Genomic DNA, 22,105 nt, shown 5'->3' on the forward strand with positions numbered 1-22,105 from the left:
GACCGGCCAGCGAGCCCTCTCTCAATCACTGCACACACTGCAGTGGATACTCCGTTGCGCCGTTCTGTTTGCCGTCAGCGGCTTGCTACCTCAGGGAGCAGGTGTCAGACGCGCCCGGCCAGCGGCAGCCGAGTCCTAATCTGCCCACGGGGTGCGCTTCGAATCTTATCTCGAGCGCACACGCCCCGAATACCGGTACTACCAGCTGAAAGCAAGGAATAACAATGCGACGTTCACGGTAAGGGAGGAGTGGAAACGGGTCGGTCGACCGACAGTCGACGGTCCCGGAACTGACGTAGCATGACACTTAGAGACAGTACCCACGGACGAACCCGCGACGGAGGCACGGTCGGCGACCCACGCGACGAGAACTGCCAGCACCGGCGACGGCACGCCGACACGCGGGCGGCGACACAACTACACCTCGGAGGTGGGGGGTAGCGTGTACAGAGGGTCGTCAGTCGGCGTCGTCGTCCCCGTCTACAACGAGGCGGAGTTCATCGGCGACGTAATCGAGACGGTGCCCAGTTTTGTCGACAAAGTGTTCGTCATCGACGACCGGTCCACCGACGAGACGTGGTCCGTCATCACCGAGTACGTCGCCGAGACGGCATCGGAGGCGGCCGAGGACATCGAGCTGGAAGTCGCTGGCAACACTGCGATGACGGACGGTTCCGGCCAGCCGTTCACCGAGGCATCCGTCCTCGCTGAGCGCCTCGTCCCGGTCAGACACCAGGTCAACAGCGGACGCGGTGCGGCCGTCAAGACCGGCTACCGCCTGGCGATGATCAACGACCTCGACGTCGTCGCGGTCATGGACGGCGACGGCCAGATGGACCCGGACATCCTGGACCGGATTATCGACCCCGTGGTCGAGGGGACGGCCGACTACGCGAAGGGCAACCGGCTGGTGTCGCTCGACCACTGCCGACAGATGTCCAACTGGCGGCTCTTCGGCAACACGCTGTTGACCGGACTGACGATGGTCGCCAGCGGCCACTGGCGTATCCGTGACCCACAGAACGGGTACACGGCTATCTCGGGTGAGGCACTCGACCGACTGACGCTCGACGACCTCTACGACGACTACGGGTTCCTCAACGACCTCCTCATCAAGATGAACGTCCACGACTTCACCGTGGTCGACGTCCCGATGGACGCGCTGTACGGCGACGAGGAGAGCGGCATCCGGTACGGGTCGTTCGTTCCGAAGCTCTCGCTCCTCTTGTTCCGCGGGCTCATCTGGCGGCTCTGGACGAAGTACGTCGACCGTCCCGACCCGTCGGCCACCGCGGCCTGACTCAGGCAGGCGGTCCGTTCGGGTACCGTCCCCATCGCGTTCCTAATTTTCGAGCTACCGACGATGTAGAACCGTCTTTCAGTCGGCCAGAGACAGACCAGTGCCCGACGGGAGGCTGCCGCTCTACACTACTTGTCTGCCGGAAAAACTCACCACTTTACAGCTGTTCGACGCGCATGCCGTGTTCGGCCCACTCGTCCGCGTCGAGTATCCACTTCGTGTCGATGACGACGTTGCCTCGCATCCGGTCGCGGAAGTCGTCGGGAACGAGGTCCGCGAACTCGTCGTGGTCGGTCGTGATGACCACGGCGTCGGCGTCCGCGAGGGCGCTCTCGTAATCCGACAGCTCCAGCTCGGAATCGGTGACGTACGGGTCGTAGGCACTGACCTCGATGTCCTGTTCACCACCGTCGGCGGTGAGTTCGGGTGGTTCCTCCAGGAGCGTCTCCGCGAACCGTTCCCCGGGGCTGTTGCGTGCATCGTCGACGTTACCCTTGTACGCGAGGCCGAAGACTGCGATTTTCGACCCAGACAGGGTTCCGAGCGCCTCTCGAAGCATCTCGGAGACGTAGTCGACCATCCCGTCGTTGACGTCCCGGGCGCACTCGATGAGCTCGACGGAGTCTGAGTTCTGGCCGAGGTAGTGCGGGTCGACCGGGAGGCAGTGTCCGCCCACGCCCGGGCCAGGGGTGAGCAGCGAGACTCTGGGATGGGTGTTCGAGAGCGCGAAACTCGAGCGGACGTCGACGTCGTAGTCCCGGGCCACCTTTGCGAGCTCGTTCGCCAGCGCGATGTTGGTGTCGCGGAAGGTGTTCTGTGCGAGCTTGACAAACTCCGCCGTCGACGGGTCCGGGGCGCGGTGGACCGTGCTCTCCGTCACCGTCTCGAAGAGCCAGGCGGCCGACGCAGTCGAGTCCTCGTCGATACCCCCAACGATGCGGTCGTTGTGTTTGATCTCGTGGAGTATCGAGCCCGGCAGGATGGTCTCCGGGCAGTGTGCCAGGTGGAAGTCCACGCCAGCGCGGAGCCCGCCTCGCTCCAGCGCGGGACCGACCACGTGTTCGGTCGTCCCCGGTGGTGAGGTCGACGTCAGGATGACCGTGTCGCCCTCGCGGAGATGCGGTTCGATATTCCGAGCGGCCTGCTCGACGTAGGTGAGCACGGCCCGGCCCGCTTCCTCGTCGAACGGCGTCGGGACACAGATGAGGTGATACTCGCTCTCAGTTGCCGTCGTCGTGAGCGTGAGCCGGCCCGACTCCAGTGCCTGGTCGACGTACGCCTCGAGCTCGACTTCCTCGTAGGTCGGTCCGGTCTCGCGGAGGAGTTCGATCCGTTCCGAGTCGGTATCCACGCCGATGACGGTAAAGCCCTCGTTGGTGAACAGGGCCGCAGTCGGCAAGCCGACGTACCCGAGGCCGTGGACGGAGACGGACGTCACGATCGTGCCTCTGTCGGGACGACAGACTCGACGCCACACTGCGCGAGTATGCGGGCAGCAGCGTTCCCGTCGCCGAAGGGCAGCTCCCAGTCGGTGGACTTCGTCTGCATCTCGAATGCATTGACGACGATGCTCTCCGGTTCAGGGCCTGCGAGCACGTTGGATCCGACGTCGAGCGTCTCGGGGCGTTCGGTGTTCTCACGGAGCGTGACACAGGGGGTCCCGAGGATACACGTCTCCTCCTGGACGCCCCCGGAGTCGGTGAACACGAGCGAGGCCGTATCCTCCAGGTGGAGGAAGTCGAGGAAGTTCAGCGGTTCGACACACCGGATTCGCTCGGGGACGGTCAGGTCGAACGCCTCTAGTTTCTCCGCTGAGCGAGGGTGTATCGGATAGACGACCGTCGTGTTCGCCAGTTCGGCGTACCGGTTCACGCCCTCGAGGAGTTTGGCGAACCGGTCCGGGTCGTCGACGTTCCCGGGGCGGTGGGCTGTCAGCAGGACGAACTCGCCCGCCGAGAGGTCTAGGTCCTCGAGCGCGTCACTGTGTTCCGCGGCGATGTCCCGGTTCTGGAGGACTGCGTCGACGATAGTGTTTCCCGTGATGGTGACTCGCTCGGGGGGGATACCCTCCTCGCGGAGTCGGGCGGCGGAGTCCTCGGTCGGCGGGAACAGCAGGTCTGCACCGTGGTCGACGAGGATTCGGTTGAGCTCCTCGGGCATCTCACGGTCGAAACTCCGGAGCCCGGCCTCCACGTGGCCGAGCTTCGCGTCGAGTTTCATCGCCGCGATACCGCCGGCCAGTGCCGAGTTCGTGTCTCCCTGCACGAGCACGATATCCGGGTCCTCATCGAGGAGAATCTGCTCGATATCGATCAGCATCCTCCCCGTCTGTTCGCCGTGGGTCCCAGACCCCACGGCGAGGTTGTAGTCGGGTTCGGGCAGGTGGAGGTCGGTGAAAAACACTTCGTCGAGTTTCTCGGAGTAGTGCTGTCCAGTATGGACGACGGTGAACGGAACGTCCCCGTCGACGCATGCTCTGATTACGGGGGCGAGTTTGATTATCTCGGGTCTGGTCCCGAGAACGAACGCGATATGGGTGCTCACATAGGTGTAGAACCCGCAAATCTGCTTTGTAAATTGTTTCTTATCGAATTAGGTTTGAAAAACGTCAGTTCGGAAGGAGGGCGTTTCACCGGTTCGCTCCTTACTACCTGGCGCTGGATAGCTGACTGGTCATCGACCCCGTCAGTGGGGCAGGGAGCGGCGGCGAGGTGGGTACGGCGATCCAGCGTGCCGCGCAGAAGAGACGGCCCAATCCACCGTACACTCTGGAGTAGAGCGAGATTCGTCACTCGGATTCAGGTATGGCCAGGTCGACAGCCGACCGGTTTAGCACTGGGTTAGTAACACCGAACCACGATAATCGGTCCCTTCTCCGGGCGATGCTGTGCGCGAACCAGCAGCCAGGATGCTCAGTCGGACATCTGAGCGCCGAGGGCGACTCGGTCTGGCGCCGGGTCGTCACCGTCGGTGAGTCCACCGTAGGTCTCTAGCAATCGGTCGCTGATGTGGGCCCACGTGTGTTCGGCCTCGATAGCCGCTCGGTTCGTTCTGCCCATCGCTTGCCGCCTGGCGTCGTCCCTGATGAGCGCACCCAGTGCCTCGACGAGACCGTCGACGTCGACCGGGTCGACCAGGTGGCCGTTGTCCGGGCCGACTACTTCTGGGATGCTTCCCACTGTCGTAGAGACGATGGCGTTCCCGCCGGCCATCCCCTCCAGCAGCGAGATGGGGAGCCCCTCGGCGTAGGTCGGCAGGACGTATATCGACCCCTCGTCGAGGAGGGCCCGTTTCTCCGCCTCGCTGACGAAGCCGTGGTACTCGACCGCGTCGAATTCCGCCGCGAGGTCGGTGACCAGGTCCGAGCGGGGCCCTCTGCCCGCGATGTCGACAGTGAACTCCAGGTCAGACCAGCTCAGCAGTCGCCGAATCGCGGTCACGAACTCCTCGACGCCCTTGCGGTCGATGAGGTTCGAGACGTAGACGATTCGGGGCGGGTCGACGTCGTAGACCGGTACGAAGCGTTCCGCGTCGACCGGGTTCGGGACGACACTGATAGAACTGACGTCGAGCTCTGCCTCGAGGACGTTCGCCCAGTACTCCGAGAGGACGATGACACCCGAACACTGGTCGAAGATGGTCTGGATGTACGCACGCCGGAGTGGGCCCGCCTCCTGGAGGAACGCGTCGAAGTCGGACCCGTGGATGTGGATGACTATGGGGACGTCTCGGAGGAGGCGTACCAGCATGATGTACACAGACTTGCGGTAGAACGACACGCGCGAGGATGCGTGGACGTGCACGACGTCCGCGTCGAGGTACAGCGGGAAGAGGACGACTCTCGCGATAGCCGAGAGCGCCGCGACTGCCAGCCAGCGCACCTTCGCGAGCCCGCCCGCCGACAGCGCACCCCGTTCGGGGGGCGTGCTGGTATTGTAGACGGTCACGTCCAGTCGGTCACCCAGCTCCTCGGCCTGCCCGCGGATGAACTGTGAGATACCACCTGTCTCCTGTCTGCAGGGCCCGACGACGAGGAGCGACTCGGGCGAGGAATCTGCCATTGGAACCTGCTACTGGAGCTCCACGTATTGTTAATGAGTACATGTCAGTGACCGCCCCGGCGAAATTTTCAACTGGATATCATGAGGAAAGGGGCCTATAATAAATATCGGTCGGCTCGACGGTTCGGTCGAAGGTTCAATGGTTTCCGTAAGTGTCGTCGTGGCGACGCTGCTCCCCTACGACGAGCTAGACGTCGTCGAGTCTCTCGAACGGGGGACGTACGACGACTACGAGGTCGTGGTCCGCGACGACTATCCGGTTTGCAAGGCCAGAAACGAGGGTATCAAGCGGGCGTCGGCCGACAAGATCGTGTTCCTCGACGACGATTCGCGTCCCCGGACGGACTACCTGGAGCGAGCCGTGGAGACACTCGAACGAGCGCCCGCGTACTCGGGCCGCACGATTCACCCACGGTCGGACGTCTTCGCACGTCACTTCACTGCCCACTACGACCGTGGCGACGAACCCCGGCACGTCGATACGTTCTGGGGGAACAACATGGGCGTCCGTAGGGAAGTGTTCGACGCCGTCGGCGGCTGGGACGAGAACATGGGCTGGGGACACGAAGAGAAGGAGCTCGCCGCGCGCGTCCGGTCGCAGTTCGACATCCTCTACGACCCCGAGCTGGTCGTCACGCACTCCTACGCCGACAGTGTCCCCGGCTACTGGCGCAAGATATACAAGCTCGAGACCCAGCACCCGTACTACTGGCGGAAGATCGGGTACTCGCTGCGTCAGCAGGTCGCGATGACGCTCGTGGGGGCGCTACATCCGAAGTGCTACGTCGTCCGCGGTGTGACCGGGTCGTTCGTGAAGGCCGGCGCACAGCTGGCCAGGACTGCCGGCCGCATCAAGGGACTCTTCGGTCTGCTCGGGGAGGACTCTGCGACACTCGATTCGGGGGTCCCGTCGTTCGAGAACGCGGCAGCGCAAGCGAACCCGACGACGACCACAGAATAACGGCGCTCGTTCGGCTGTCGGTCCTTCTCAGTTCTCGTTGTACCAGATGTCGACGTGGTGGTCCGGTGCGTAGGACTTCCCGACGAGGTCTGGCTTGCCGTCCCCAGTCAGGTCCACGGCGACCGCCTCGTGGGTCTCGATACCCTCGAAGACGACCTCGCGGTCGAACGTGCCGTCACCACGGTTCCGGAAGAGCAGGTGGACCGGGTCGTCGTTCTCCCCGAGTCCCATCTCGGCGACGTAGATGTCCGGCGTCCCGTCGCCGTCGAAGTCAGCGACCTGGAGCGTGTGCGGGCAGAACAGGTCGTCCTCGAGTATCGTCTCGGACCAGTCCGGACCGTCGAACACTGCGACGCGTCCCGGATGGGTCCCGTAGTGCGGGGAGTCACCCTCCGAGAAGACGATCTCGAGGTCGCCGTCGCCGTCGAAGTCCGCAAGTTCGACCCGGGTATCGTCCCACCCGGTCACGACCGGATCGCGGCGCCATCCCGTCGCGGCGCCGCTGTCACGGTGGTAGACGTACGTTCCAGCGATCATCTCGTGTTGCCCGTCGTGGTCGATATCCCTGATGCGGAGCCCCTCGATCTCGATACCCCGGTCGACGATGTGAAGACACGAGTCGGGCCACGGCGTCTCGGTCGGATCCTCCGGGATATCGTAGTAGAAGACGGTCTCAGACTCCTGTGAGAGCCCGACAATCTCGTCCCGTCCGTCGCCGTCGACGTCGCCGGCCTCCAGGTCGTGGTACTTCTCGAACTGGTCGGTGACCAGGTGTGGCGTCCACCGCTCTCTGGGGTCCGCTGGCATCTTGAACCAGTAGACGTCCGTGTTTCTGATGCCCTGCCCGGCGACGACGTTCGGCCGGCCGTCCCCGGTGACGTCACACAGTGTCGCGCCGACGTCCAGGTTCGGGAGGAACGCCACGTCGTGGCGCTCCCACCCCGGGTTCTCGTACCAGAAGAGGTTGGTGTGTTCCTTGCCCAGCGCGTCCAGCAGCCCTCGCACCGGGAGCGGCGAATATCGGTCTACCTGCCAGGCGAGGTCGCGGCCGGGAAACCCCTTCCCGGCGCCGCCGACGATCACGTCCGGGAGGCCGTTACCGGTCAGGTCTGTCGTGAGACAGAAGCCCAGCCGGGAACACGGGGGGTTCGCGTCTATCTGTTCGTGTCTGAACGTCGTTCGGGATTGCTGTGGTTCGGGTTCGCTCATGGTACATCACTGAAGCCGCTGGACAGACTGCCGCGCGACGTTGGGTCGGCGGATGCACCGGCCTAGTGGTCGCGCGAGACGGTATCGTGTCCGGCGAGTCCCGTTTCGTAGTGGCTGTGGGCAGCGAGGGCAAATAAATAGCCAGCGCGTACCGTCCAGTTCAGCCCGCAAGCCACCCGGGAGTGTGCGCCCTGTCGGCCAGCTAGCTACTCTCGCCACCCGCAGTGTCGTGACCGCCGGCAGACATACCGCGTGGTTTGGGGGTACGCGGCTTCTACTCTTGTGACTCCGGACACACAGGTTCGACGATGACCTACAAGGTTGCAATCGTGGGGACCGGTGCGGACCCGAACAGTCCGGACGCCGAGGGCTTCGCCATGGCGTACCGACACGCGGGCGCCTACACCCGACTCGACTCGTGTGAACTCGTCGGCTGTGCCGACATCGTCCGGGAGAACGCGGAACAGTTCGCCGAGCGCTGGGACATCCCCGCGGCCAACGTCTTCGAGGAGACCAGGGAGATGCTCGCTGCGGTTGAGCCGGACATCGTCAGCGTCTGCGTCCCGCCACACGTCCACGCGCCCGTCGTGATGGAAGTCGCCAGGGGCGAGAGCGTGCGGGCCATCCACTGCGAGAAGCCGATGGCGACGACCTGGGAGGACTGCCGTGAGATGGTGGAGCTGTGCGAGCAACGGGACGTCAAGCTCACGTTCAACCACCAGCGACGGTTCGCCGGCCCATTCACGCGAGCGAAGCAGGAACTCGATTCGGGGACTATCGGGACCCTGGAGCGCGTCGAACTCGGCGGCGACAACCTCTTCGACTTCGGGTCGCATCTCTTCGACCTCTGTGGGTACTTCACCGACCAGTCGCGGGCCGAGTGGGTGCTGGCCGGTATCGACTACTCGGAGGAGAACATCCAGTTCGGGGCCCACAACGAGAACATGGCTATCGCGCAGTGGCGCTACGAGAACGGCGTCTACGGTCTCGCTGCCACCGGTGACGAGGGCATGCTCTCGTGCATGCTGCGGCTGGTCGGTAGCGACGGCGTGCTCGAAATCGGCGGTGAAGAGGAACCCCTCCGGGCCCAGGTCGGCGGCGAGTGGCGGACGCTGGACTCCGACGGCGATACCGTCCACGGCCCGAAGGGGTCGCTGGTCGAGGCGGCGAAACAGCGCGTCGCGGCGCGCGTCCCGATGCTGAGCGCCGAACGGGCGCGGACGGCGACGTTCATCGACCGCGCGATTGCCGACGTCGTCGACGCCGTCGAGACGGACACAGAGTCCGTGCTCTGTGCGTCGAACGCGCTCCAGGCCACGGAACTGATATTCGCCTGTTGGGAGTCCGCGCGGCGACGGACGCGTGTCGACCTCCCGCTCGAGATCGCCGACAACCCACTCGAATCGATGGTCGAAGAGGGCGAGCTGCTGGCCGACTGAGCGTCCGGCCTGACGGCTGTTTCTACGTTCCGAACGTCCCCCTCTACTGAATCTGCTGACGTGCCCGTTCGTGTCGTGCCACGTCTCTGGGAGCCAACTAGACCACTGAAAACGATTGCCGATTACGCTTGCGGCCGGACGAGCGTCGTTATTCCGGTTCGGTCACGTCTATCGATAACGAGAGGTACCGGTACGCGTTCTCCGTCGTGGGTTCCTCCGGGGGCGTTCCCGCGTAGACGAGATACACGACGCGCAGGTCGTCACCGAAGAACGTCGGCGTGACTGTGTGTTCGTGGTCCCAGGTCTCACCGTCCGCGACGCGCTGGGACTCACGGAACAGTTCGGAGCGAGCGGTGACTTCTCGCGGCCCCTCGGTGTCGGCCTCGAGTCGTTGTATCTGCACTACGACGGTGTAGACGACGGCCTCACCCTCGTGGTTGGACAGGCGCAAGACGAGGTCTGCCTGGCCCTCCGGCCCGAACTCGGTCGGGTAGTTGCCGGAGACCAGTTCGCCGTCGGGCGTCTCCGTGAGCAGCGAGGCCTCGGTGTACGTGGTCCCGTTCTGTGGGGCCGTGAGTGCGACGGCGAACGTGCTCATCGCCGCGACGAGTACCACCGCCAGCGCGACGTTGAGGACGATGTCTACCTTCGTGCCCCGGAACGACCGGGCTCCCTCACCCAGCCAGTAGAAGAACGGCGCCTTGTAACGCGAGTCGGTCGGCGTGCGCAGGCGTCGCACGGTCCCACCGCCAAGGACGAGCAGGACGAACGCCGTCACGGCGAGAAGTGCGTTCTCGAGGGTCAACGGTACCTCTGCGAAGGCCATCGCTATGCCGAAAAGCGGGACGAGCGCGAAACTCAGCCCCAGCGACAGGGCAGCGCGCTCGCCCTCGCCGAGGACGCCGTCGTTCAGGTCTGGTTTGAAGGGGTTGGTCGCCCTCCGACCGCTCCGGGCCGGGAACGCCAGCGTTGTGAGGGCGTACCCGGGAAGCAGGAACAGGAAGACGGCCGCCAGTACCAATCGAACGGGTGTCGGGAGCAAGAGCAGCACGACGTTTCCCACCGCGAGGAGGGCGAGAACCGCCCAGACGTCAGCCAGTTGCGCGACGAGCGACCGGACGCCGTCCGTCACGGAGTCCTCCCCGGTCGGGAGTGCCCGCCGGTCTCGTACTCGTAGTCGCGGGCCCCACCGGTCCCGCCGAAAGCTTCGATAACCATCTTATACCCTAGTTACGAGATACGAGGCTTTGTTATTGGTGTACTAGGACGTGAGACTGGCCACTTCGGACGGTATCTGGTTCTCTCCTGGTTCCGAGACCAGGCCCACTCGGGAACGTAGCGAGGTATCTCGGTCGTTCTACCCCAAGCTCGCTGTCTCAGCAGCCGCCGGGCTCGGAGATACCAGTGTAGGGTAGGCCTACCGGGCGTTAGCAGGGTCAGTACAATCCGTCGCGAGCCGTATCTGACACCAAATGAACGGGTCTCCTCTCTCGCGGCGGGACGCCATCAAACTCGGGGCGGTCACGTTGACGGGGCTCGCGGGGTGTCTCGTCCGGCCGGCGAACTCGAACCCGGAACCCGCCGAACAGCGTCCAGACCCGACCGACGGAGCGACAGAAAGCGAGCTCCCGGGGGTGGCAGACGACTGTTCCCCGGACACGTCGGCGCCGGAGGGGCCACTGACCGTCGACTTCGACAGCCGGGACCGGTTCCGGTGCCGAGGCCGCCTGTTCGAGGACTTCAGCAACCTCTCCTACTGGGATGTCCTCGACGGCTCGCTCTCGGGTGGGGAGTCCCCCTACCCCGGCCAGTCGGCTCGCCTCACCGCGAGCGAATCAGAGAGCCGAGCCTGGATAACCCGGCGGTTCGAGGACGGCATCGACCTCAGCGACTGGGACCTCTCCATGGCTGTCCACCCGGGGTCCGGGGAGGCCAGTGTCTCGAACGTCCGCCTGCAGCTCCTTGCTCCCGACCGCTCCAACCGACTCGACATGTGGCGTCCGCTCGACCCGACGGACGGCTGGTTGCGACTCGACTTCGGCCCGACGAAAGAGGTGGGCTCGCCGGACCTGACCGACGTCCGAGAGCTCCGCGTCCAGTCGTGGATCGGAGCCGAACGCGCCGCAGAGTTCCACGTCGACGAGATACGACTCACACCGAAGCTCGACGAGGGCGCAGTAGTGGTGACGTTCGACGACATGTCGCTCTCGCAGTACGAGAACGCGTTCCCGGTGATGCAGGAGTTCGGGTTCCCAGGGGTCGCCGGCGTCATCCCGCGGCTGGTCGGGAACGAGGGGCGGATCAACCTGGCTCAGCTGCAGGCGTTGCAGGACAAGGGGTGGGACGTCGTGAGCTACCCGCAGCACGAGACGCCACTCTCGGAGTTCGTAAGGTCCGAACAGGCCTCGATGATACTCGATTCGAAGCGGTGGCTCGCCGACAACGGCTTCGAGTCGGGGTCGCGGTTCGTCTTGTTCCCCTTCGGCACGGTCACCAAGACGACGTTCGACATCGCCGCACAGTACCACTACCTCGGGCTCTGGAGCGGCCGCTGTCCGAGTGGTCGGCTGACCGGACCGCTCTCGGTCGGTCGGGTCAACGGCGCCGACGTCGGGACGACGACACAGATCGTCGAACTCGCACAGAAGTACCGACAGGTCGTCCCTATCATGTATCAGACCGTAGGTGAGGAGTCACGGGACCACATCACCGCGGAGCGGTTCGAGGAGACGATGCGGTTCGTCGACGACCTGGGACTCCGCGTCCTCACGACCTCGGACCTCTGGGAGCTGCAGTCCCTCTCCGACTGACCGATTCTTCAGCCGAACCAAACTGACGGAAAACCGAGGGACGGCGGCGAACAGACTCGTCATAACAAAGAGGTTCGTGGGGAACTGACGGGTAATGAAGACTGACACCGGTTCACCGCTGGTCAGCGTCGTCATCCCGACGTACGGCCGGCCGGAGTTCCTCACGGACGCCGTTCGGAGTGTGGTCGACCAGACCTACCCCAACGTCGAGCTCGTCGTCGTCGACGACCACTCCCCAGAACCGGTCGAACCGTTGCTCGCGGATGTCCCCTTCGACGACCTGGCCCACGCCGAGGTCGTTCGACACGAGGAGAACAGGGGTGGGAACGCCGCTCGCCGGACCGGTATCGAACGGTCACGGGGTGAGTTCGTCGCCTTCCTCGACGACGACGACTACTGGGACCAGACGCTCGTCGAACGTGTGGTCTCGACGTTTCGTGAATCGGGGCCCGACGTCGGCGTCGTCATCGCCGGTACCAGAATCGTCGACGAGAACGAAACCGAGCTCGGGGTGGTCATTCCGGACGCCACCGGAGACGTGACCGAGCAGATTCTCCGTGGAACGGTCCGCTCGGGCTCGTTCTCTCGCTTTACCGTCCGGCGGAGTGCGATAGAGGCCGCCGGGCTCCCCGACGAGCAGCTGCCCAGCTGGCAGGACCTGGAGTGGCATATCAGACTCTCGACGGTGTGTCAGTACGCGTCCCTCAGGGAGGCGGTCGTCGTCAGACGAGTCACGTCTCACGACCAGATTACGGACGACTTCGAAGCGAAGCGTGACGTCTCATACCCGGTGTTGCTCGAGAAGCACCGTCCACTGGCGGCCGAGTTCGGGACGAAGACCGAGCGACGGTTCGTCGCGACACTGACGGTCACGCTCGGGTTCTCCGCGCTACGGAACGGGTACTACGCGACCGCCATTCGGACGTTCCTCAGCGCGATTCGATACGACCCGCTGATACCCAGGGCCTACCTCTACCTGTTGCTGGCGCTCGGCGGGCCGTTCACGTACAAGCCAGCCAGGGGTATCCGCCGGAGACTACAGACTGCGTTCGGATAAGAGACCGCCTCGACCGGTCACTCGGCCGTGCTGGGGCTGGGCTGCAGCGAGCCGTCGTGAGTGGCTTCTTTAGAATCTAGGTGGAGCTGGAACCAGCGTTCGACGGTCGAGAGGGCGGCGAGCGGACCGAGGTTGTTCGCGTCGCCACGTTCGTGGGACGCCCGCAGGTCGGCGATGGCATCGGCGTCGAACACCGCTCGCTCGGCCGCGTCGTCGAGGAGCCCGTCGATTAGCGACCGCATCTCGTCGTGGTCCTCGTACCAGGCTTCCTGGAGCCGTCGTCCACCGTAAGCGTGCTTTCCGAGCAACCGCTTCGTGGCCGTGTCGGCGACGAACCCCACGACGTGGAGCCAGTGGGGCCGGCTCGGCGGCATCTTGGTCCGCTCGTAGTCGATGCCGTTCAGGCCGTAATCGAGCCGTCTCGCCAGTTCGAGCTTCCCGCGTGAGGTTCCGGCCGGTATCTTGCCCCCGGTGAACGGGATGGTGTCGCCCCTGTACTGGAGAGGGAGTTTGCTCACTGCGTCCAGGAAGCCGCGATGACATATCGGGATACGGTTCCCGACCTGGCTCTCGGCGAGCGGGTTACTGGCGAACTCGCCGCGTGCCATGTAGTTCCGGTAGTAGCAGTCGAGGGTCTTGCCCACGGAGTCGTCGGCGCTCGACCCGGCGACGACGGTTCTGTAGGTCGCCATCGGGTCGACGTCGGCTGTCAACAGGCGCTGTACGTCCGCCCGGCTGCTCTGGTGTTTCTCCTGATAGAGGGACTCTTCCGGCGTGTCGTATCGCTCGATCACGTCCTGGCTGAGACCGCCACCCATCATCGTCCCCTGGCCACAGCCCTCGAGGATGATGTCGGCGGGGGCTTCGATGTTGAACACGGCGGTGAGATTGAGGAACGTCCGCCAGGTCAACATGCCGCTGGTGAGTGTGACTGCGTCGTCGAACACGTCGACGAACCGGTCCGGCGTCAGGGGGACTGTCTCGTTTCGCACGCCCAGCCGGTCCGAGATCTGTTTCGCGATGCGCCTGTTGCCACCGTTCGAGGGATTGGCGTTGTACGTGTACGTCGTGATGGCCTCGAAGTTGTTGCACAGCTCACCGGCCAGGGTCCGACTGTCCAGGCCACCGGACAGCCAGAGGCCGACCGAGCCGTCCATCGTCTCGGACGTTTCGGCGACTGCCTTCCGGTACTCCTCGACGATGGGCGTGAGAGGGTCCGATTGCGGGCCGGTCTCGAACTCGAACTGCCAGTAGGACCGGACCTCGCGGGCATCGCTGTCGTACTCGAGCACCGATGCTGCGGGGAGCGCGGATAGCTCTTCGATGAGCGTCTTCTCGCCCCAGACCTGACCGATAAGCAGCATGTCGCTGAGGCCCTGCAGATCCACCGTCGGGTGGTCGACAGCCGCGAGAGGCGTTGCCAGGTTCGAGCCGAACGCGAACGGCCCCTCTGCGGTGTAGAAACACTGCCTCGTCCCGAGTTTGTCGGTCCCGACGACCACCCGGTCGGACTCCCGGTCGATGGCGACGAGCAAGAACGGGCCGTCAAGCGCCGCGAGCGTCTCGTCCGGTCGCTCGAGTACTGCTTCGAACAGCGCTGCGGTCGAGAGTCCGAGTCGGTCGCGGTTCGTCACCGCGCCGTATACGGTCCCGGCCCTGTTCTCGTCCGTCCACCAGAGCCGCCCACCGGGGTCTTTCTGTCCGTGGTGTACGTGAGCGAGCCCGAGCCTGCCACGTTCGACGGAATCCACCTCGTACCAGGGCTCTGAGTGCATCGGTTCGAGGAGCTCGGAGAGTGGCGTCACACTGGTCGTGCCGCCGGCTAGCCCGGTCATACACCACTCCCCTCTCGACGACGGTCCAGCCCGTGGGGGGCAGCAGTACGTCCGTGGGTCACTCCGAAGCCGTGGAGCGTCGAGGTCCGCGCGATCAGATTCAAGAAGGGTGTCCGTCGGATTTTCATGGTAAAGTGCGTCCGCGTCACGAACCGTACGAATCGGCTCACTCCGTGGTACCTGCTGTACTGGCGTCGCCAAGCATTGTTATCGGCAGACTAAACAGCCACGTGCGCTCGGGGTACGGGAATGTGCCCGTGTATTGAGACAATAACAATGCATAGATACTGGAAAGGAGGCCCATGTACGATTTTCGGCAGTTACTGCGCGGGATGGCGAACCCGGGACTGGCCGTCCGTGAGGTGAATCGGCTCTATCACACCCGTCTCGGCCGGCAGACCGGGAACCCCCGCGGCATCGACATCTTCGAGGAGGACTGGGACAACCTCCTCATCCTCGACGCCTGCCGCTACGACATGTTCGAGGAGCAACACTCGTTGCCGGGCCGGCTCGAATCCCGCATCTCGAAGAGCTCGCACACGAGCGAGTTCCTGCAGTCGAACTTCGCCGACCGCGACCTCAGAGATACGGTGTACGTCACGGCGAGTCCGATGTACTACCGCAACCGGGAGCGGCTGAACACCCAGCTGCACGACGTCGTCAACATCTGGCAGGACTTCGGGTGGCACGAGGAGTATCGGACAGTGCTGCCCGAGACGGTCCGCGAGCTCGCCCTCGACGCTGCAGAGCAGTACCCGGACAAACGACTCGTCGTCCACTTCCTGCAGCCACACTACCCCTTCATCGGCCCGACCGGCCGACGCCACTTCGACCTGGACCAGCTGAACTTCGAGTGGGATGGCGCGCTCACGGGTGACCTCGGTATCTCCGACGACGTGCTGTGGGCCGCTTTCCGGGAGAACCTCGACGTGGCGCTCCCCCACGTCGAGGCGCTCATGGGCGAGTTACAGGGCAAAACTGTCGTCACGGCAGACCACGGGCAGATGATCGGCGAGCGTTCCTCGCCGCTTCCAGTGAGAGACTACGGCCACCCGCCGGGACTGTACACCGAACAGCTGGTGAAGGTCCCGTGGCTCGTGTACGAGAACGGCCCCCGTCGGGAGATCTCGGCTGACTCGTCGACGACCGAAGAAACCGACGTCAGCGAGGAAGCAGTCCAGGAACGGCTGGCAGACCTGGGCTATCTCTGAGAACGACGCCCGAAGCGATGGGGGCTGTTGCCGTCCGGAGTCCGTGTTTCACCACTGCAGCGGCGTTGCCGTCACACACGAAACCGGCGGACGTGGTGAACCCGGCCGCTCAGGACGAGACGACCTTCTTGCTCGAGACCGAGTTGCCAGCCAGGTCGGTCACAGTGATGGACACCGTGTAATCGACGCCGCCGCCCTTCCTGAAGCGATACTCGTCGGTGTCGGAGGCCGCGGCAACTCCGTTGAACGTCCACGACGTGCTCCGGACCGTCGACCCGCTGTCGTCGAGGATATCGAGCGACACTGTATCGAGGTCGTCGTCCACGTCCGAGACGTCCCAGTTGACCGTAATCTCGGCGTGCGGGTCCTTACGACCCGCCTCGGAGACGTTGAACCGATTGATCGTCGGGGCCGAATCGGTCGTTGCCTCACCTGAGGTGAACGTCTTGGTGCCACCGATTGCCGTGTCACCGTCGGAGGCGGCCGCGGTGGCCCGGAACTCGTAGTCCGTCCCGCCGCTCAGGCCGGAGACAGACGCCGTGAACGACTCGGCGGCCGAGAGCGTCTGGCCCGACGTCGCGGTCCAGGACCCGCCGACCGGTCGGTATTCGAAGGCCACGTCGGCCGAGCTGGCGCCGCCGAGTTCAGCGAGCGTTCCACTGAACGTCGCGGACGTGCTCCCGACGCCGCTCACCCCGTCGGTGGTCACCGTCAGCGTGGGTTCTGTGGTCGAACCGTCGTAGTTTGTCGGGTCTATCTGCGTGCCGTTCAGGAGGACGTTGGTCCCACCCTCGACGAACTCCAGTGACTCGAGTTGCCCGGAGAACTGGAGGCCGTCCATCTCGTCGGTGACCCAGCCGTCGACGGTCCCGCTGTCGACCGTGTCGTACTGGCTGAGGGAGGTTCCGAAGGCCGGGTGGTCGGCGATTTCGCCGGAGACCGACGCCACGTAGTTCGTCTTCGTGCCGTTTCCGACTATCTGCAGCGTGTTCGGGTACGCCGAGTCAGCGCTCAGCGTCGCCGGGTCGACCTGGACGCCGTTGACGGAGACCTCCGCCTCGCCCTCGACGAAGTCGACGCTCCCGAGCCCTTTCGAGTAGGTGTAGGTGTCACTGGCCCCGTCGCTGGTGACCCAGGCGTCGACGGACGACTCGGAGACGTCGTCCCAGTCCTCGACGTCCCCGGTCGCCTCGACGGTCCCGCTGACCTCGTAGACGTAGTTGGTCTTCGTCCCGGTGCCGGTGACGGTAATCTGGTTGTCGAGCGTGGTCGTGGTGTCTTCCTCCGTCGTGGTCGTGGTGTCCTCGGTCGACTCGGCCGGTGCCGAAGTATCGGGGATCGCACAGGAGTCCCGGGAGACGTTGCTCGCGACGTCGACGCCCGAGACGGGAGCGGAGAGACAGCCGCCGTCCATCATGGCGGGCCGGCCGCCGACCACCTCGAGCTCGCCAGCGCCGGAGAACTGGCTGTCGATGATGTCGATGCTCTGGTCGGGTGCGGGGTCGCCCCACCTCGGGTCCGTCCGAGCGAAGACGGCGTTGACTGCGGACACTTCCGAACGGACGCGGCTGTTCCGAACCTCGATGGGACCGACGTTCCCGTCGACAAATAGTAGGCGGCCACGGTCCGGGCCGGACTTGTACATGAACTCGCAGTTCTCGACGAGAATCGGCCCCGGAGTCACTCGCTTCGTCTCGCAGATGACGCCGTGGGGGTTGATGTATTCGCCCCCGATGTCCTGGTGCGCGTTCTCGGTGTCGATAAGGAAGGTGCAGTCCCGAATCGTGTTCTGGTCGCCGCCACCGCCGCCGATACGGATCGACGCCTGGTTGTTGTTCTCGAAGAGGCAGCTGTCGTAGTGGACGGACCCGGGCGTCCTGGACGCGTAGACGGCGTTCGTCCCCGTATTCGCGAAGTGGCAGTTCCGGAAGTGGATGGCCCCTTCGTGTCGCCCACCGAGCCAGACGGGGCCCTCGTTGGAGGTTCCGTCGAGATGCCCGTGGGAGACGATATCCGTCGGGCCCGTGCGCTCGACGCCGTCGATGATAGCAGTCCCGTTCGGGTCTGTCGCCATAGGGACCAGGTTGTTCACCGCGCCGGCCGCGTCGGTCGGGTTGAACCCGACGTAGTGGACGTCCTGAACCCGGATGGCGTCCGGCCCTCGCAGAACCATGCCGAGGCTCCCGTCGTGAGCCGAACTGTAGTCGAGCGTGACGTTCTCGACGAGTTGACCGCTCCCGCCGTTGGTCTTCAGGAAGAACTTCCCCTCGCCGGCCGCGGTCCGGAACCGGACGTCACCGGGCGTATCGCCCAGTCCCCGGATGCCCCAGTTGTTCGGGGAGCCGAAGGTGTTCGTGCTGTCGAAGTAGTACTCGCCGGGAGGGAACTCGATGAGGACGTTCCCCTTGCTGAGCGTGTTCTCCAGTTTCCCGTCTATCGGGTCGTTGCCGTTGGGGTCCATCCCCAGATCGTCGACCGCGTCGACGACAGTGTCGAACGAGATACCGTACCGTTCGGTCGCACCGGCCACACTCCCCACGAGGCCAGTCGAACTGACGGCGACTGCGGCGGCCCCGAGCCTGAGATAATCCCGCCGGTTGAGGTTGGGGTTCTCGTCGGTCGTTTCCGCTGCATCGGCCGAGTTCGGCCCGTCGTCGACGGAGACACCACCCTTTTCAGGAGGGACGTCAGCCTCTGTTTCGTCGCGTTGTGCGCCGGTAAGGTCGTCTTTCTCCGGGTCGTTCGCTTCGTCCATCGCTGTGACCGAGTGTTAATAGGTCCTTAATTAGACGTTGTTCCCAGTCAGTAGCGAGTTTGCCGAGTACTAGTATCAGGTAGTCTCGTTTACGTACCAGTTACAGACCCGAGAAAGCAGCGTACGGGCGAAACACGGCGACCGTTCCCGGTTCGAGGATGTTTAGAAAGCGGATAAGACGTGCTTACTGTGACTCAGCGCACCTCGAAAGTCGATTTCGAAGCCAAGACGGGTCAGAGGTATCCGAGGTCTTTGAGCTGGCGCTCCATGTTCCGTGAGAAGGTGGCTTCCTCCTCGATGGCTCGCGCCTGTGCGTGCTCCTCGAGCCACTGTTCACAGAGTGTTCGCATCCGTTCGAGTTCCTCAGGGTAGTCCGACGAGACGTCGACCAGCTCGTCGGGGAGCGAGAAGAGCGCTTCCTCGGTGTCTGTCCGCTGGTATCGGAACTCCGCTGTCCTGATGCTGGTCAGGTCGCCTTCGGGGAACGCCGTGTGGTCGAAGTCGGGTCGGTACTCTTCCAGCTGGCGGACCTTCTTCGCTGCCCGCTTTCCCCCTCGCTGCGTGACCGCGAACGGACGCTCGCTCTCTCTGAGGTCTATCCCCGCTGGAACCGGTATGGGGAGGTCACATTCGGCGAGCGCCATCTGCATCGCGTCGGCGTGTTGCATCAACTCGTCGCTGCTGTTGAGGCCGTCGACACCGTAGACGACCATCGGAACGTTCGACACGGCAGTGTTCGTGACGAGCATGTGGGCGAGGAGCCCCTGCTCTCCGAGGAGTTCGCCGTGGTCCGAGGTCACGACGATGATCGGGTCCTCGAGTCGGGCTCGGGCTTCGTCGATAATGGCCCCCGCGAGATGGTCGACGTACAGGAGACACTGGTCGTACATGACCTCGATGGCGTTCCACTCGGCGTCGGTGAACGACGCTCCGTTCGCGATGTGTTCGACGAGCCGGTCAGACATGTCCAGCGAGACGGCCAGCGCCTCCTCCAGTGAGAGCTCGAGGTCGGCTTCGAACTGGGTCCGCCAGCCCTTCGGCGGATAGTACGCGTGGTGGCTGTCACCGATGTGCGTATAGAGGAACAGTGGGTCACCGGACCGTTCGGCCTGTCGGATGTGTCGCTTCGCGATCTCCGTCCCGAGATAGCCGATGCAGTGTTTCTTGGTGTCCGTGGTCAGGCCGGCGGAGTGCCGGTTGATGTTGAGCAGGAACTTCGCCATCGTCGCTGGGCCCGCCTCCTGTAGCAGGGTGTCGTTGTTGAGATAGTGGAAGTCGTCGAAGCCACGGTCGAGGCCAGTTGCCTCGCTCACCTGTGCGATGGGGGAGATACAGGCCGTCCGGTAGCCCTGCGCAGAGAGCTGTTCCGGAATCGTCTCGACGTCCGAACCCAGCTTCGAATCGAAGGCGAGCACGCCGTGGTCGCTGGGCGCTCGGCCCGTGAGTATCGACGTGCTCGACGTCCGGGTCCAGATGCCGTGGGAGAAGCAGTTCTCGAACACAGCACCGCCCGGTTCGCCAGCGAGCCGTGCCAGGTTCGGAGTCGTGTCACGCTCGTGGCCCCCGAGCGTAGTGTGGTCCTGTCGCACGCTCTCCAGGGAAATCCAGATGATGTCTCGCTGTACCATTGATACACAGGAGCCCGTCGACGGGTTTAATTCAATGGTGACTACCACCCCGATTCGGCGAGAAAGACGTGCCGCTCAGGCCCTGATGCTCGACAGGACTGTCTCGAAGTTCTGTCTGACGCCCCAGTTGAACTGGGACTCGAGGAAGAGGACGAGAACGCCGTAGACGACGACGCCCAGCACGATGAGCAGCGGGAGTTCCACGATGGGCGGGACGTCGAGCAGGGAGGCGGTGTACCAGCCGACGGCCGCCATGGCACCGCTCGCGAAGAGCGGGTAGACCAGCTCGCGGAGCACCTGCGTGAAGGTCCCGTCGATGGCCTTGACGGTCAGGTACATGTCCATCGGCATCATCGGGAAGATGAAGATGCCGGTCACCACGAGGGCCGTGCCGACGATACCGTATGCCTCGGTCGCCGGCCAGATGAATATCGCGAGCAGCACCACGCGGATGAAGCTGAGCTTCGTGATGTAGTCCGGTCGACCGATGGCCTTCCAGAGCGGACCGAAGGTCTTCGAGATGGCACGCAGCAGCCCGAAGATGGCCAGTATCTGCATCACGGGAATCATCTGTTCCCACTCGGGGCCGAGGAACACCTGGACGAAGCTCGGCGAGATGATGAGAATCCCCATTGCAGCGGGGAACGAGACGAATGCGGTGACACGCAGCGTCTGTAAGTAGGCTTCACGGAGCTTACTGGTGTCCTCCTTGAGCTTCGAGAGCGCCGGGAACATCACGCTCGAGACGACCTGAGCGATCTCCGTCGCCGGCGCGTTCGAGAACTGGTACGCGTACTGGTAGAACCCGAGCGCGGCCGGAGTCAGCAGCCAGCCGATGAACGCGTCGTCACCCTCGCTGTACAGCCAGTACAGAATCGAGGAGGCGGTGAGCCACTTGCCGTAGTTGATGAGTTCGCCGGCTTTCGACCGGTCGAACGAGGGCCACGGGCGGTACTCGTGGAGGGCGTAGGAGAGCACCAGCATCATCAGGTCGCCGCTGACGAACCCCAGGATGAACGCCCAGGCCGTCGGTTCGTAGAGTGCGAACCCGACGGCCACCGTCAGCTGGACCACTTGCCCCGACAGGTAGTAGACGAACCGCTTGTGGAAGTCGAGGTTCTTCGAGAAGTACACCACGCCCGGGTTCTGCAGCCCGAGGATGAGCGGCGAGAGCCCGATGACCCGAATCATGTCGGTCGCTCGGGGCGTATCGAACACCTGGGCGATGAACGGGGCCGCGACGAACAGCACGGTGAAGATGACGACACCGCGAGCGATTTCGAGGAGCCACGTCGTGTTGAGATACGCGTCGACGTTAGAATCGACCTGCTGAATCAACTGGGAGTTCAGCCCCATCTTCGTGAACTTCCGGACCCCGCTCAGTGTGAGCAGGGCGATACCCATCAGCCCGACTTCGGAGGGCCCGATGAGCCGGGCGAGGATGATGAGCATGACCAGCTGCAGAACCCGACCGAAGGCGTTCTGTCCGGCCATCCAGATCCCGCTCTTGACGGCCCGCTCGGCAACGCCGCCACTGGGGATGAGCCGCTTGATGAGACGCTGTATCTTGGATTTGGGTCCCATCTCAGTCCCTCCACTCGGTCGGCAGACGCCTGTTCACCGACTGCTGGCGGTGTTTGTGGCACCCAACTCCGGCGTCCGTCGACAGTCGATTCAGCGCTCCGTCGTGCAGTGAGCATTCAGAACGTACCCGCACGCGATTCAACAATCCGTTCGCCGAGTGACCCTTCGAGCGACCCGCCTGCCAACCGGCAGGCGACCCGCTTGACCTGGGGTTCGTCTCCATGTGAGACTCCCTTTCAACGACCGCAGTATTGT

15 protein-coding genes are annotated in these 22,105 nt (G+C 64.2%); 6 read left to right on the forward strand and 9 right to left on the reverse strand.

Going from position 1 to position 22,105, the window contains the following annotated elements:
• Positions 1-442: 442 nt before the first annotated feature.
• Positions 443-1,300: a glycosyltransferase family 2 protein gene (locus P1L41_RS11465; RefSeq protein ID WP_276295864.1), complete on the forward strand. Its 858-nt coding sequence runs from the start codon at positions 443-445 to the stop codon at positions 1,298-1,300.
• Positions 1,301-1,457: 157 nt separating this feature from the next.
• Here P1L41_RS11465 and P1L41_RS11470 read toward each other — a convergent pair whose 3' ends face one another.
• The 3 genes from P1L41_RS11470 to P1L41_RS11480 all read right to left on the reverse strand — a co-directional run bounded on the left by P1L41_RS11470 (position 1,458) and on the right by P1L41_RS11480 (position 5,361).
• The gene (locus P1L41_RS11470) at positions 1,458-2,738 is read right to left on the reverse strand and encodes a nucleotide sugar dehydrogenase (protein ID WP_276295865.1); all 1,281 of its coding nucleotides are present in this window, start codon (positions 2,736-2,738) and stop codon (positions 1,458-1,460) included.
• Positions 2,735-3,844 carry a non-hydrolyzing UDP-N-acetylglucosamine 2-epimerase gene (wecB, locus tag P1L41_RS11475; protein ID WP_276295866.1) on the reverse strand — a complete coding sequence of 370 codons (1,110 nt, stop codon included), beginning with the start codon at positions 3,842-3,844 and terminating at the stop codon, positions 2,735-2,737. The genes P1L41_RS11470 and wecB overlap by 4 nt, the downstream gene beginning before the upstream one ends.
• Before the next feature lie 368 nt (positions 3,845-4,212).
• Positions 4,213-5,361 carry a glycosyltransferase family 4 protein gene (locus P1L41_RS11480; RefSeq protein WP_276295867.1) on the reverse strand — a complete coding sequence of 383 codons (1,149 nt, stop codon included), beginning with the start codon at positions 5,359-5,361 and terminating at the stop codon, positions 4,213-4,215.
• A gap of 139 nt (positions 5,362-5,500) precedes the next feature.
• On the opposite strand from P1L41_RS11480, the gene P1L41_RS11485 reads away from it, so the two are divergent.
• Positions 5,501-6,322, forward strand: coding sequence for a glycosyltransferase family 2 protein (locus tag P1L41_RS11485; RefSeq protein WP_276295868.1), 822 nt, complete (start codon positions 5,501-5,503; stop codon positions 6,320-6,322).
• A gap of 27 nt (positions 6,323-6,349) precedes the next feature.
• Here P1L41_RS11485 and P1L41_RS11490 read toward each other — a convergent pair whose 3' ends face one another.
• Positions 6,350-7,531: an FG-GAP repeat domain-containing protein gene (locus P1L41_RS11490; protein WP_276295869.1), complete on the reverse strand. Its 1,182-nt coding sequence runs from the start codon at positions 7,529-7,531 to the stop codon at positions 6,350-6,352.
• Positions 7,532-7,839: 308 nt separating this feature from the next.
• Here P1L41_RS11490 and P1L41_RS11495 point away from each other — a divergent pair, with 308 nt between their 5' ends.
• Entirely contained in the window at positions 7,840-8,970 is a 1,131-nt protein-coding gene (locus P1L41_RS11495) for a Gfo/Idh/MocA family protein (RefSeq protein ID WP_276295870.1), read from the forward strand.
• Between the two features lie 148 nt (positions 8,971-9,118).
• On the opposite strand, the gene P1L41_RS11500 is transcribed toward P1L41_RS11495, so the two are convergent.
• Positions 9,119-10,102, reverse strand: a complete 984-nt coding sequence (locus P1L41_RS11500) for a DUF1616 domain-containing protein (protein WP_276295871.1) — start codon at positions 10,100-10,102, stop codon at positions 9,119-9,121.
• Between the two features lie 340 nt (positions 10,103-10,442).
• Here P1L41_RS11500 and P1L41_RS11505 point away from each other — a divergent pair, with 340 nt between their 5' ends.
• Both P1L41_RS11505 and P1L41_RS11510 read left to right on the forward strand, forming a co-directional pair.
• Positions 10,443-11,780 (forward strand): polysaccharide deacetylase family protein, encoded by a 1,338-nt coding sequence (locus P1L41_RS11505; protein ID WP_276295872.1) that lies wholly within the window; start codon positions 10,443-10,445, stop codon positions 11,778-11,780.
• Between the two features lie 94 nt (positions 11,781-11,874).
• Positions 11,875-12,837 carry a glycosyltransferase family 2 protein gene (locus tag P1L41_RS11510; RefSeq protein WP_276295873.1) on the forward strand — a complete coding sequence of 321 codons (963 nt, stop codon included), beginning with the start codon at positions 11,875-11,877 and terminating at the stop codon, positions 12,835-12,837.
• Between the two features lie 17 nt (positions 12,838-12,854).
• Here the strand turns inward: P1L41_RS11510 and P1L41_RS11515 are convergent, their stop codons facing one another.
• Positions 12,855-14,672 (reverse strand): asparagine synthase-related protein, encoded by a 1,818-nt coding sequence (locus P1L41_RS11515; protein WP_276295874.1) that lies wholly within the window; start codon positions 14,670-14,672, stop codon positions 12,855-12,857.
• Positions 14,673-14,974: 302 nt separating this feature from the next.
• On the opposite strand from P1L41_RS11515, the gene P1L41_RS11520 reads away from it, so the two are divergent.
• Positions 14,975-15,883, forward strand: a complete 909-nt coding sequence (locus P1L41_RS11520; protein WP_276295875.1) for an alkaline phosphatase family protein — start codon at positions 14,975-14,977, stop codon at positions 15,881-15,883.
• Positions 15,884-15,992: 109 nt separating this feature from the next.
• Here the strand turns inward: P1L41_RS11520 and P1L41_RS11525 are convergent, their stop codons facing one another.
• From P1L41_RS11525 to P1L41_RS11535, 3 genes are all read right to left on the reverse strand, one after another.
• On the reverse strand, positions 15,993-18,638 hold the full coding sequence (locus P1L41_RS11525; RefSeq protein WP_276295876.1) for a hypothetical protein: 2,646 nt from the start codon (positions 18,636-18,638) through the stop codon (positions 15,993-15,995).
• 233 nt (positions 18,639-18,871) lie between these two features.
• Positions 18,872-20,266 (reverse strand): sulfatase, encoded by a 1,395-nt coding sequence (locus tag P1L41_RS11530; protein ID WP_276295877.1) that lies wholly within the window; start codon positions 20,264-20,266, stop codon positions 18,872-18,874.
• A 75-nt stretch (positions 20,267-20,341) separates the two neighbouring features.
• The gene (locus tag P1L41_RS11535) at positions 20,342-21,850 is read right to left on the reverse strand and encodes a lipopolysaccharide biosynthesis protein (RefSeq protein WP_276295878.1); all 1,509 of its coding nucleotides are present in this window, start codon (positions 21,848-21,850) and stop codon (positions 20,342-20,344) included.
• Between the last annotated feature and the right edge of the window lie 255 nt (positions 21,851-22,105).

It is taken from the genome of Haloarcula ordinaria (assembly GCF_029338275.1).
GTDB lineage: Archaea > Halobacteriota > Halobacteria > Halobacteriales > Haloarculaceae > Haloarcula > Haloarcula ordinaria.